The 12,953-nt window shown below is 71.5% G+C and carries 8 protein-coding genes; 6 read left to right on the top strand and 2 right to left on the bottom strand.

The features are described 5' to 3' along the window. The first annotated feature begins 219 nt into the window (after positions 1-219). The 6 genes from ACSMXW_RS23965 to ACSMXW_RS23940 all read left to right on the top strand — a co-directional run bounded on the left by ACSMXW_RS23965 (position 220) and on the right by ACSMXW_RS23940 (position 10,540). A complete protein-coding gene (locus tag ACSMXW_RS23965; RefSeq protein ID WP_485799246.1) occupies positions 220-1,407 on the top strand; it encodes an acyl-CoA dehydrogenase family protein in 1,188 nt (395 codons plus the stop codon). Between the two features lie 200 nt (positions 1,408-1,607). Then, a complete protein-coding gene (locus ACSMXW_RS23960; protein ID WP_485799245.1) occupies positions 1,608-2,612 on the top strand; it encodes an NADP-dependent oxidoreductase in 1,005 nt (334 codons plus the stop codon). Continuing rightward, positions 2,609-3,277 carry a winged helix-turn-helix transcriptional regulator gene (locus tag ACSMXW_RS23955; RefSeq protein WP_485799244.1) on the top strand — a complete coding sequence of 223 codons (669 nt, stop codon included), beginning with the start codon at positions 2,609-2,611 and terminating at the stop codon, positions 3,275-3,277. The genes ACSMXW_RS23960 and ACSMXW_RS23955 overlap by 4 nt, the downstream gene beginning before the upstream one ends. A 179-nt stretch (positions 3,278-3,456) precedes the next feature. Next, positions 3,457-5,379, top strand: a complete 1,923-nt coding sequence (locus ACSMXW_RS23950; protein ID WP_485799243.1) for a glycoside hydrolase family 127 protein — start codon at positions 3,457-3,459, stop codon at positions 5,377-5,379. A 92-nt stretch (positions 5,380-5,471) separates the two neighbouring features. After that, positions 5,472-6,569, top strand: coding sequence for a hypothetical protein (locus ACSMXW_RS23945; protein ID WP_485799242.1), 1,098 nt, complete (start codon positions 5,472-5,474; stop codon positions 6,567-6,569). A gap of 128 nt (positions 6,570-6,697) precedes the next feature. Next, on the top strand, positions 6,698-10,540 hold the full coding sequence (locus tag ACSMXW_RS23940) for a wHTH domain-containing protein (protein WP_485799241.1): 3,843 nt from the start codon (positions 6,698-6,700) through the stop codon (positions 10,538-10,540). Here the strand turns inward: ACSMXW_RS23940 and fabD are convergent. Both fabD and ACSMXW_RS23930 read right to left on the bottom strand, forming a co-directional pair. Further along, positions 10,531-11,925 (bottom strand): ACP S-malonyltransferase, encoded by a 1,395-nt coding sequence (fabD, locus tag ACSMXW_RS23935; protein ID WP_485799240.1) that lies wholly within the window; start codon positions 11,923-11,925, stop codon positions 10,531-10,533. The genes ACSMXW_RS23940 and fabD overlap by 10 nt on opposite strands. After that, the gene (locus ACSMXW_RS23930; RefSeq protein WP_485799239.1) at positions 11,871-12,944 is read right to left on the bottom strand and encodes a ketoacyl-ACP synthase III family protein; all 1,074 of its coding nucleotides are present in this window, start codon (positions 12,942-12,944) and stop codon (positions 11,871-11,873) included. Before ACSMXW_RS23930 ends, fabD begins: the two co-directional genes overlap by 55 nt. Positions 12,945-12,953 lie beyond the last annotated feature (9 nt).

The raw sequence follows: 12,953 nt of genomic DNA, 5'->3' as shown, positions 1-12,953 counted from the left end.
GTGACGGGTTGAGGGAGCACCCACGGGTAACTGTGTTCACGGGGCTCACCTCCATACGACGACTTCACGGTCCACCACGAACGTAACAGCGGGGCGCCGCCTCCCTCAAACCCTTTTCCCGCGGACCGCGAGGCGTTGGCATCCCCTGTTGACGTTGCCCGCCACCCTGGTTAGTTTTCTGAACCGGTAAGAAATCTGAACCGATTGGGGTTGCCGACGATGCCTGGCAGGGCCGGATCGACCGCGGACGACGACTGGGGCGGCTTCGGGGAACTGCGCGGAGCCGCGCTGGAGAGCGCGGATCTGGCCCGGACCCTGGCCCGCAGCACCGAGGAGCAGCGGTCGTTGCCGGAGCAGCTCGTGGCCGCGCTGGTCGACGGCGGGCTGTGCCGCACGGGCGTCCCGAAGGCCCTGGGCGGTCCCGAGGTGCCACCCGCGCAGGTGCTGCGCTCCGCCGAGGCGGTGGCCCGTGGCGACGCGTCCGCCGGGTGGTGCGTGGCGATCGCCGCGACCACCAGCCTGCTGAGCGCCTACCTGCCGGCCAAGGGCGCCGAGGAGGTCTTCGGCGACCCACGGTCGGTGGGGGCGGGTGTGTGGGCGCCCCGCGGCAAGGCCCGGCCCGTGGACGGCGGCGTGCGGGTCTCGGGCCGCTGGTCCTTCTGCAGCGGTGTGACCCACGCGGACTGGCTGCTCGCCGGATGCGTCCTCGCGGACCCCGACGCCGCGGAGGGCTCCGCGCCGGTGCTGCGGGTCGTCGCGATGCCCACGGCCGAGCTGGAGGTCCTGGACACCTGGCACACCGGCGGCCTGCGCGGCACCGGCAGTCACGACGCCGTGGCCGACGACGTGTTCGTCCCGGCCCACCGGGTGGCGTCGGTGGTCGACGGGCCGCCCGCGGACGCCGCCCCGCTGCACCGCTTCCCGCTCTTCGGCTTCTTCGCCCTGTCGGTGGCCGCGGCCGCCCTCGGCAACGCCCGTGGCGCCGTCGACGACCTCGTGGCGCTGGCGACCGTCCGGCGGCCCTCCGGTTCGAGCCGGACGCTCGCCGAGCGTAGCTCGACGCACTCCGCGGTGGCCCGCGCCGAGGCCTCCCTGCGCGCCGCGCGCCTGCTGTACTACCAGTCGGTGTCCGAGGCGTGGGACGCCGCACAGGACGAGGCCCCGGTCCCGGACGGCCTGCGGGTGGGGCTGCGCCTCGCCGCCACCCACGCGGCCCGGACCTCGGCCGAGGTGACGTCGGCGATGTACGAACTGGGCGGCGGCGCGGCCGTGTACGAGGACTCGCCCCTGCAACGCAGGTTCCGCGACGCGCACACCGCGACCGCCCACCTCCAGGTGAACGCCGCCACCTTCGAGGTGGCGGGCCGCCACCTGCTGGGCCTGCCGATCCGCACCGACCAGCTGTGAGGACGGCGCCCCGGCCCCGCGCCGGGAGCCGGCACCACACCCGCACACCCGAGCCCCGCACACCCGAGCCCCGCGCACCCGCCCCCGCACACTCCAGCCCACCGCATCCGCACCTCCGCCCCCGCACCCACACCCGCACTCGCGCCCGCACCCGCACCCGCACCCGCACCCGCACCCGCACCGAAGAAGGAGCCCCCCACGTGACCCGGACCAACGCCCAGTACCGCCTGGCGGCTCGGCCCGTCGGCCTGCCCAAGGCCTCGGACTGGAAGTACGTCGAGGAACCGGCCCCGCGGCCCGGCGAGGGCGAGTTCCTCGTGGCGGTCGACTACCTGTCCATCGACCCGGCCATGCGCTCGTGGATGAACGAGGGCCGCTCCTACGTACCCCCGGTCGGTCTGGGCGAGGTGATGCGGGCCGCCGGAATCGGGCACGTCGTCGAGTCGCACCACCCCGGCCACCCCGTCGGCGAGGTGGTGAGCGGCACCTTCGGCGTCCAGCGGTACGCGGTCAGCGACGGCAAGGGCGTCGCCGCGGTCGACCTCTCCCTCGGCGAGGCCCCCGTCCACCTCGGCGCGCTCGGCTTCAGCGGTCTCACGGCGTACTTCGGCCTGCTCGACATCGGCCGTCCGGAGCCCGGCCAGACGGTGGTCGTCTCCGCCGCCGCCGGTTCCGTCGGCAGCCTGGCCGGGCAGATCGCGAAGATCAAGGGATGCCGTGCCATCGGCATCGCGGGCGGCCCCGACAAGTGCCGCTACCTCGTGGACGAGCTGGGCTTCGACGGAGCCGTCGACTACAAGGCCGGCTCCGTGCGGGCGCAGCTGAAGGACCTCGCCCCGGACGGCGTGGACGTGTTCTTCGACAACGTCGGCGGCGACATTCTGGACGACGTGCTGGCCAGGCTCGCGCGCGGCGCCCGGGTGGTGCTCAGCGGAGCCGTGTCGCAGTACAACTCCGCAGACGGCATGACGGGGCCGTCGAACTATATGCAACTCCTCGTCAAGCGGGCGTCCATGACGGGGTTCGTCATCTTCGACTACGCGGCGCGGTACGCCGAGGCCAGGGTGGAGCTGTCCGAATGGCTGCGCTCCGGCCGGCTCAGGGAGCGCACCCATGTGGTCGAGGGCGGCGTCGAGCGGTTCCCCGAGGCGCTGCTCGGGATGTTCGCGGGGGAGAACACCGGCAAGCTGGTCCTGGCCCTGTGACCGGCGACCCGGCGCGGCCCGGACGACGCCCCAGGCCGGACACCCCGGCCCGACTCGGAAGGGACGCCGGGACGGACACCCCGGCGCACCCCGGAAAGGAGTCGGGATCGGACGCCCCGGCGCTCCCCGGTAGGGGCGCCGGGACGGACACCCCGGCACGTCCCGGGCCGCGCTCCGGGTCCGTCGAGCGCGACCTCGCCCACCGCTTCGACGCGGAGTCGGTCGAGCGGACCCTGAGGCTCGTCGGCGAACGCTGGACCCTGCTGATCCTGCGCGAGGCGTTCCTCGGCGTCCGCCGCTACAGTCGCTTCCAGCGGAACCTGTCGATCCCCCGCCCCACCCTGTCCGCCCGGCTGGCGACCCTGGTCGACACGGGCCTGCTCGCCCGGGTGAAGTACGCCAGTGACCCGGACCGGTACGAGTACGTGCTGACGGAGGCGGGGCGGGACCTCTTCCCCGCGGTCGCCACGTTGATGCGGTGGGGCGACCGGCACCTGGCCGGACCGGACGGGCCGCCCATCGTGCTCCGGCACCTGGACTGCGGCCACCGTGCGGACGTCCGCCTCACCTGCACCACCTGCGGAGGCGAGGTGAATTTCCACAACGTCGCGCCGGAACCGGGCCCCTCCTGGGCCCGGGAAGGCGAGCACCACCCCGCCACGTAAGGCCCATTGACACGCCGGTGTTCCTCGGTACCTTGAGGGCTGCACAGTATGTCGCACATCGTTCGAAATCTCGAATAGTCGTCACGACATCTCGAACGTCCCCCACATCGCGCACCTCCGGGACATGGAGCGCGACACCACGGGCCCGGCCGAGGGCCCCGGCATACGAGAGGCCAGGCATGAGCCGACACCTGCGCAGGCGGCACTTCCTCGCGGCGGCAGGCGGGGCCGCCGCCCTGGCGGCGACGGGCGGCACCCCCGCACTCGCCGCACCCACGACGGCACACGGCGGGCAGGCAGCCGCCCCCGCCGCCCCTGCCACCCCCACCGCGTCCAGAAGACCCCGCGCGGCAACCGCCGTCCGCGCCTTCCCGCTCACCGCGGTCAAGCTGCTCCCCGGCGTCTTCCGCGACAACCAGGCGCGCAACTCCGCCTATCTGCGGTTCGTCGACATCGACCGCCTGCTGCACACCTTCCGCCGCAACGTCGGCATCGCCAGCTCCGCCCAGCCGTGCGGCGGCTGGGAGGGACCCGACGTCGAACTGCGCGGCCACAGCACCGGCCACCTGATGTCCGGACTCGCCCTGGCGTACGCCAACACCGGGGACACCGCGCTGCGCGACAAGGGCGCCCGGGTGGTCGCCGCGCTCGCCGAGTGCCAGGCGCGCTCACCGCAGGCCGGGTTCCGGACGGGGTACCTGTCGGCGTTCCCGGAGAGCTTCTTCGACCGGCTGGAGGCCAGGACCGACGTCTGGGCGCCGTACTACACCATCCACAAGATCATGGCCGGTCTCGTCGACCAGTACCAGCTGGCCGGCAACCAGCAGGCCCTGGAGGTGGTGCTGCGCCAGGCCGCATGGGTGGACGCCCGCACCGCACGCCTGTCGTACCAGCAGATGCAGGCGGTGCTGGAGACGGAGTTCGGCGGGATGGCCGAGGTGCTGGCCAACCTGCACGCGATCACCGGCGACGCACGATGGCTGACGGTGTCCGAGCGGTTCTACCACGCCCGCGTCCTCGACCCCCTCGCCCGGAACGAGGACCGGCTCGCCGGGCTGCACGCCAACACCCAGATACCGAAGATGGTCGGCGCGATGCGGCAGTGGGAAGAGGGCCTGGACGCCAAGTACCGCAGCATCGGCGAGAACTTCTGGAAGATCGTCACCGACCACCACACCTACGTCATCGGCGGGAACAGCAACGGTGAGGCGTTCCACGAGCCCGACGCCATCGCCTCCCAGCTCTCCAACGGCACCTGCGAGAACTGCAACAGCTACAACATGCTGAAGCTGACCCGCCTGGTGCACTTCCACGCCCCCGACCGCGCCGACCTGCTCGACTACTACGAGCGCACCCTGTTCAACCAGATGCTCGGCGAGCAGGACCCGGACTCGGCCCACGGCTTCAACATCTACTACACCGGTCTGGTCCCCGGCGCGTTCAAACAGCAGCCGTCGTTCATGGGCTCCGACCCCAACGTGTACTCGACGGACTACACCAACTTCTCCTGCGACCACGGCACCGGCATGGAGACGCAGGCCAAGTTCGCCGACACCGTCTACACCCACGACGACACGCGCCTGCTGGTGAACCTCTTCATCCCCTCCGAGGTCACCTGGACCGAGAAGGGCGTCGTGTGGCGGCAGACCACCAACTTCCCGGACGAGGCGGGCACCACGCTGACGGTGGTGTCGGGGAGTGCCACGCACCAGTTGTCGGTGCGCATCCCGTCCTGGGCGAGCGGCGCGCAGGCCACCGTCAACGGCACGCCGCTGCCGGCACCCGCGCCGGGCAGCCGCCTGACCGTGGACCGCGCCTGGCGGCCCGGCGACACGGTCAAGGTCTCCCTGCCGATGCGGACCACGATCGAGCCGACTCCCGACAACTCCCGCGTGGCCGCGGTGCTGCACGGCCCCGTCGTCCTGGCCGGCGGCTACGGAACGAGCCGGCCGTCGCGGATGCCCACGCTCACCACCGGCTCAATACGCGCGGCATCGGCGCCCCTGACGTTCACGGCCACCGCCGACGGCAGGACGGTCACCCTGGCGCCCATCGCCCGCACACACCACCAGTACTACACCGTGTACTGGGCCACGAGCTGACGCACGGCACCGGTGGACGCAGGCACCGGTGGAGGCCGATCCACCCCCGTCAGAGCGATCGCAGCGACAGCGAAGAAGAAGGGCATCCCCCCATGCGCATGCTCCGTGGTACCAGAGCGAGAACCGTGGCCGCGGTCCTGACCGCGGCAGCCGCCCTGCTCGCCGCCGGCGGGCTGAACCCCGCGCTGGCGGCCCCGGCGCCAGCCCACCCGGCGGCATCCGCACACATACCGTCAGCGGCGCGGATACCGGCACACACGAACGCGGAGTCCCCGGGCACCGCCGGCATCGCCCGGCCGCCCGCCGACGACCCGGCGTCACGCGGCGCCGTCGCACCTATCGCCGGCGAGGTCCCGGGCCTCACCGGAAAGGCCGCGCAGCGGGCGGCCGGCGGCGCGGCCGACCGGTTCCGGCAGCTCACCTACGAACGGACGCACGCCGCCACCGGGCAGAGCCCTGCCGCCCGGGCCACGCGGGACACACAGGACTCACAGGACTCACAGGCCGCCCAACTGCACACGACCTGGGGCGTGAACCTGCCCAACGGCGCCAGCCTGGGCCTGCAGGCCACCCAGAGCGTCGTGCCCGGCGCCAAGGCCACCAGCGGCGGCGACTACGTCTACGCGCCGACGGCCATCCCGGCCGGCGGCGCGTGCATGGAGATGACCACCGCCTACACGCCGGACGGTCCCGACCTGTGGGCGTGGGACTGGTGCGGCGGACGGGACCGGGTCGGCAAGCTCACCCCGATGGACTCCGCCTTCCTGTCCACCTACACCACCACGGTGAACGGCAGGCCCGCCTACAACGTGGACATCCACCGGACGTCGGCCGCGTCCAACACCTGGACGTCCTACCTGTACAACTACCGGACGCACGCCTGGGACAGCTACTTCACCAGCTCCGGCAGCTACGACCTGCCGCAGTTCCCGTTCGGCTGGGACATGTTCGAGGTCTACACCTCGGTGAACCCCGCGACCGGCGCCGGCTACTACTGCGGGGACATGGCCGGTCAGACCTTCGAGAGCAGCGGCATCCGCGTGCTGTCCGGATCGACGTGGACGCCCGCCGCGCCGGGCAACAGCACGCCCGACAGCACCCCGCCGCCGCCCGGCAGCAGGTTCGACTGCCCGTCGCTGCGCCTGGCCCTCGCCCACGCCAACGACGACTGGACGGCACAGGTCGGCTGAGCCGCCCGCCCCGTCGCCGCCCCTCGGGAGCGGCCCTGCCCTGCCCGGTGCCACCCTGATCGGCCCAGCCGACTGAGCCGACGGGGTCCGCCGTCCTACGCTTGGCTCCGAGCGAGGCAGGGGGCGGAATGGAACACCGGGGCAGCCGCAACGATCTCAGAGACAGCACGGTCAACGGGCCGGTAATTCAGACCGGCTCGATCGGGCAGCTGAACCTCGGCTACGATCGGCAGAACGACCTGCCCCCCGACCTGGCGGCGGTCGACTGGGCGCACGCGGTCTTCCACTCCTCGGTGTGGACGCACATCCCCGCCGAACGCGACGCGGCCCCGTTCCGTCTGCACAGCGCGCAGGTGGCCGCTGGTCTGGCCCGGCTGCGGGACCACGTCGGACAGGCCTTGGCCGACGATCCGTGGCCGGACCCGGACCTGGCCGCCCGCTTCCTCGCCCGGATCGAATGGCTGCTCGGCGAGCCCGCCCAGGAGGCACCGCTCGACCTGTACCCGGCCGAGGCGGCGCTGTTCGTCCTCGCCCCGTTCCTCTACCAGGCACACTCGCTCGACCTCGCGTCGGGGCTGGCCGCGGTCGGCCCCGGCGTGCTGAGGCGCTCGGAGCGTGCGACGGAGGAGCGCCGGTCCTTCGAGGCCTTCGCCGAGGGGTATGACGTCCTGGTCGCCCGGGCACTGCTGCGTCCGGCAGCCGAGGCCCCCATAGGCTGGTGGCTGTTCCACCGCTGGCTCCTGCAGGCCGGCGGTTTCGCGGAGGAGCACACGATCGGCGCCCTCATCGAGCTCACCGGTGACGCGGCGCGGACCCTGGGGGACGTCCTCACCCCGGAGCGGATCAGCCTGCTGCTGCACGGGCTGCGCCGGGGCCCGGACGTCTGCAACCCGGACCACCTCGGCCGGCTGCACGCCGACGAACGGGTCCGGGGCCCCGGCAGCCAGCGGATCCGGGAGCAGCGCCTGAGCCTCCTCCTCGCCCTGGCCTACGCCGCCACCACCGAGCTCACCGCGCTGCCGGAGATCGTGGTGGAGCACCTCGGCATCCCGTTCCCGGTCGATGTGTCCCAGTTGCGGCGCACACTGCAGCGGGCGGACTGGGGCGGCACCCCCGAGCTTCCCGTCTTCCGGGCGGAGTGCCACCATGAGGCGGTCGTCGAAGCGCTGCGGGCCTACGTCCTGCGGACCGACGAGCTGCTGCACGCAATCACCAGGACCGTTCGCGAGCGGATCAACGTGCCCATGCCCGCCCTGCCAACCCGGCTGTCCACCGACGGTCTGACCCCCGCCAGGGGAGTCTTCACCGGCTGGGCCAGCTTCCGCCTGGACGAACGCCGGATCCGGGGCCTGCTGATGGGCGTGCAGCTCTACAAGGACCCCGACCTCGCCATCCGGGAGCTGTACCAAAACGCCCTGGACGCGTGCCGGTTCCGCCGGGCCCGTAGCCGGTATCTGGAGAGCACCGGTCCGGCCGCCTATCCGTACCGGGGCGAGATCACGTTCACCCAGGCCGTTGACGCGGACGGCCGGAGGTACGTCGAGTGCCATGACGACGGAGTGGGCATGGGCGAGGCGGAACTGCGCGGCGTCTTCTCGAACGCCGGGGCGCGCTTCCCCGAGCAGGCCGACTTCAAGCTGGAACTCGCGGCCTGGCGCCAGCAGGGGATCCCGTTCCATCCCAACAGCCGGTTCGGCATCGGTGTGCTTAGCTACTTCATGCTCGCGGACGAGATACGGGTGACCACCTGCCGGATGAGCCGCACCGGAGCCCTCGGCCCCCTGCTGGAAGTCTCGATCTTCGGCCCCGGGCACCTGTTCCGCATCAACCAGCTCGCGGACCGCGGCCAGGAGCCCGGTACCCGGGTCCGTCTCTACCTGCGCGAACCGAACTCCGGGCCGAACAGCCGCTGGTCCAGCGTGGCGGCCCTCGAACGGGTCCTGGGCATCGCGGAGTTCAGGACCACCGCACGTGACGAGGAGCGGGCCACCACCTGGGAGCCGGGTCGGCTGCGGCCCCGTGCCGGCCGGCGCGGGGAGAGCCAGGGGCTCAGCGTGCGCGGCGTCCTGTCCGAGTGGGCCGGCGCGCCGGAGGGGGCCAAGGTCGTCTGGTGCGAGAGCGGCGGTGCGCTGCTCGTGGACGGGCTCGTCGTCCAGCCGGGTGTGCGCCGCGGTGTGTTGTCCGCCGAAGGCCCCGGGCTGAGCGGCGTCGTCGTGAACCTCTCCGGCCCCCTCTCACCCGGCCGCCTCACCGCCGACCGGTCCCAGATCCTCGACGACGTGGCGGACCGCGTGGCGGAGCTGCTGCGCGGCGCCGCCTCGGCGCTGGTAGCGGACGACGAGACCGTGCCGACGTTCGCATGGGTGTGCCTGGCGGCGGCGGCCAACCCGGGCGTGGCCGACATCCTTACCCTAGCCATGATCGAGCGGGGCCGTACCTTCGAGCTCGGCGGGATCGAATTCAATGCCGCACGGACCGGATGTTTCCCCCCGGACGTCGAGCTGCTGAGCACTTCAACCTTCTCAGCGCTGGACAATCTGGCCTACCGCCTGCTCGCAGCCCAAATTATGGACAAGGCGGTACCCGATCACATCTATCTGTGGCGCCTCCTCGCACACCGGCCCAACGAGCCGCTCACCGCCCTCACCGAGTTCTGTCCGGAGCTGAGCGAGTTCGGCGAGGTGCTGCCCGCACTGCCGTCGGACCAGCACCTCGTAGCCCGCCAGACGGGCTCGGCAATGTGGCGGTGGCGGGATTCGAAAAAACAGCTCTTGGCCTCTTACGATTCGAGTGGGCAGCCTCAACCGTCGCCACGTGCGGCCTTGCTCAAACTGACGGGCGATGCCCAGGAGGAGCCTGGCCGGGCTCCGCTCTCCATGCACGACTTCGCACGGTACGCGCGAAGATGGGACCTGGAACTCGCCGAGGTGGCGCAGGGGCTGCGAGCGCAAGGGTACGAGGTGTCCGACGACCTGATCGCCGTAGCTCTCGCCGCGCGCAACGAACCGGTGCTGACGCTGGGCGTCTCGGACGAGGACTTGCGATGTCTGTACCCCGGAGAACCCGCGCCGCTCGGGCACATCGCCTTCGCCTCGCTCACGCTGGGACTGTCCGTCGCCGACGTCTGCGCCCGCCTCACCAAGTACGGCTTCCCCGCCGACCCGGGAGCGCTTCCGGCATTCCCGACCGCCGAGATAGTCACCCTGTTGAGCCGGGGCCTGAACGGTGAGTCGCCGTGGGTGGACACGGCTGAGCCGCTGACGGCCGGACATCTCCTCGCGTCAGCCCAAGCTCTCGACATCCCGGTGCCAGAGGTACTCTCCAGACTCACAGCACTGGGCTTCGCGCCGCCACACACGTTCCCCGCCGACGCGGGATCCGACGATCTGCTCCTGCTCCGTGGGGAGCAGCACCTAGGACAGCCGCCCGGACCCATTCCCTACGCTCCTCTCCTCGCATGTGCCGCAGAGCGCGGCTGGCCCCTCGCGCGTGTGATTGCCCGGGCCAGGCAGTTCGGTTACGTCATTCCGCTGCGGCCGCCCTCGCATCCCGATGCCCTGGACGAGCAGCTCCTCTCCGTGGACGGCGGCTTCGACTGGTGGGCGACGGAGACCGGCGCCACCGTCCCGTTCGCCCGGCTGGTGTTCGCTGCCCAGTCGTTTCATGTCAGACCCCGCGAGCTGGCCCAGCGGCTGGCTTCGTACGGCATCGCCACCAATCGCGAGGACCTGCCGCCTGGCCTCACCTATCACTTGGCACTGGCTCTCATACGCGAATGTCATGTGACCAGGGGCCACTCAGATGTACGGTACGTCTCCGACCTGATGCACCTCGCACACAAGATGAAGTCCCCACTCCCCCAGTTCCTCTCCTGGCTCAACGCACTCGGCATGGCAGCCTTCGATCTCCCGGCCGCCCTCCGCACCGCCCTCGCTCTCGTCCCCCTGCCGGAGGCGTCTCCTCACCGATGAGAGGCGCCCCCGGTGCGGAGCTTCTCGATGGCCTTCCCGACGCTCAGAGTGCCGTTCGCGCAGTCGCGCAGCAGCGCCAGGACGCGTTCGTCACGGTAGTCGCGCCAGGGTCCGCCGTCCTCGGGCGCGGCCTTCGGCTCGGTCTTCTGGGCGCGCTTCGCTTCGGCCTTCGGGGCGGCCTGCGCATCGGCCTGCGCATCGGCCTGCGCTTCGGCCTGCGCTTCGGCCTGCCGCGCGAGCAGATAGTCGGCCAGAGCGGCGCATGTCCGGTTCGCGTACATCATGTCCGGCTTGAAGGGGATGCCGAACACCGCCTGGACCTTGCGGGCCAGCCGGACGTACACGATGGAGTCCAGGCCGAGCTGCCGGAACGACTGGTTCTCGTCGAACTGGAGCGCCGCGTCGCCGACCTCGGGCCGGAGGACGTCCCGCTTGATCCGCTCGATCAGTTCCCGGCGTCCTCCGTGCGCTTGGTCCTCCTCCGCCGTGATCTTCTCGATGAGGGATGTCAGGACCTTGCTCTCGCCCAGTTCCACGAATTCCGACACGCCCGCCTTCCGCATGTACCGAACGCACTCGTCCCACCGGACGGGCCGGGTGATCTGCTCGGCGAGTGCCTGCCGGACCGACTGTCCGCCGGGCTCGAAGGGGCGGCCGGTCACGTTGGAGACGACCGGTGTCCTGAGCTCCCCGAACGGGACCGGCTCCAGGAACTCCCGGAACTCCTCGGCGGCCCTCGCCATGTGCGGCGAGTGGAACGCCCCGCTGACCCGCAGCGGAACGAATCCCCGCACGCCATCCAGCCGCTCGAAGACCGGTCTGATCCGCGCCAGCTCCTCCTTGCTCCCGGACAGCACGAACTGCTCGGGGGCGTTGTGGTTGGCGATGACGACCCCGGCGGCGCCGTGCGCCTTCAGCGTCTCCTCGATGGCTCCCTCGGAGATGCCGACCACCGCCGCCATCCCGCCGCCGTCGGCCCGGCCCATCAGCTCCGCGCGGCGCTTCACCAGCACCAGGCCGGTCCGGAAGTCGAAGGCGCCCGCGGCGAAGAGCGCGTTGTACTCGCCGAGGCTGTGGCCGGCCAGACAGTCCGCGGGCGGGCGACCCTGCCGGCACGCCGTCAGATGGTGCAGCGCGTTGACGACGTAGATCGCGGGCTGTGCGTACTCCGTCTTCCGCAACAGCCGTTCGGGGTCCTCAAGGCACAGCGTCTCGACCGAGTATCCGAGCACCTCGTCGGCCGCACACAGGAGTTCGGGGAAACTCCCGAAGAGGCCCCGGCCCATTCCCTTCTTCTGGACGCCCTGGCCCGGGAAGACACAGGCGCGCATCAGCTGCCCTCGCGCGACGAAGACGACCACTGCGACCCGGCCGGCGACGTCCACGAGGGACGCTCGACGATCTGCACCACGGCGCACGTCCAGGTGAAGCCGGCGCCGACACCGAGCATCAGGCAGTGGTCGCCGGGGTTCAGGGCGCCGGTCTCCACCAGGTGGCCGAGGCCGGAGATCTGGTCGCCGGCGCCGATGTGACCGACCGTGCGCCCCCAGGACCAGGTGGTGCGGGCCTCGTCGACACCCAGCTGGCGGAGGTACTCGCGCTGGAGCACGACGCGCCCGGAGTGCGGGAGGGCGAAACGGGCGACGTCGCGGAGCTCGATGCCGGCGTCGGCCAGCGCGCCGTCGACGCAGCTCTGCAGACCCGCCCGGAACCGGCGGGTGAACTCGTCGAGCTCCACGTCACCCAGGTACTGCAGTTTGCGCGAGCGCAGGTCGACGGGCCTGGTCGGATCGCTGTAGGAGGCGAACGGCTGGTCTCCGCGGTGCAGGCGTTCGAGGGTCGGGTCCGACACCGTGGACGTGCTCAGCACCCTCCCGAAGCCCGACCTCCGGCTGAGCACCATCGCGGTGGCGCCGTCGCCGGGCACGATCCCTATGTCGCAGTTCCAGCGGTCGATCGCGGGCAGGCAGCACTTGTCCGCGGTGGTCACCAGGGCGGCCGTGTGGTCGTCCGCACTCGCGAGGTAGCGGGCGGCGACGTCGAGGGAGGTCATGCCGCCGTTGGAGGCGTGCTTGACCTCGAAGGCGAGCGCCGAGTGGGTGCCCAGCGCGGCACGGTGGATGTAGGAGGCCGTCGAGTACAGCTCCAGACCCTGGAAGTAGATGCTGGCGTGCAGGATCAGCTTGACGTCCTCGGGGCGGTGGCCCGACCGCTCCAGCGCGCTGCGGGCCGCGCTGACGGCCATGTCGGGCGGTGTCTCGTCCGTGGCCTCGCAGATGGATTCCAGCTGGGTGTCCTCGGCCTCCTGGGGATCGTACCGGCCGTCGGCGACGGCCTGCTCTACCTTGGTCGCCGGCGGCAGGTAGGTCCCGATACCCGCGATGAACAGACCCGCGATGTTCAAGCCGTACTC

The organism is Streptomyces sp. DSM 116793, assembly GCF_057320905.1.
Note: the sequence above shows the minus strand (reverse complement) of the source record. Positions and strands in the feature narration are given on the sequence as shown.

What these genes read in the sequence shown, in the direction of transcription:
- ACSMXW_RS23965 (WP_485799246.1), top strand. Translation starts at nt 220, where the DNA reads ATGCCTGGCAGGGCCGGATCGACCGCGGACGACGACTGGGGCGGCTTC.
- ACSMXW_RS23950 (WP_485799243.1), top strand. Translation starts at nt 3,457, where the DNA reads ATGAGCCGACACCTGCGCAGGCGGCACTTCCTCGCGGCGGCAGGCGGG.
- ACSMXW_RS23945 (WP_485799242.1), top strand. Translation starts at nt 5,472, where the DNA reads ATGCGCATGCTCCGTGGTACCAGAGCGAGAACCGTGGCCGCGGTCCTG.
- ACSMXW_RS23940 (WP_485799241.1), top strand. Translation starts at nt 6,698, where the DNA reads ATGGAACACCGGGGCAGCCGCAACGATCTCAGAGACAGCACGGTCAAC.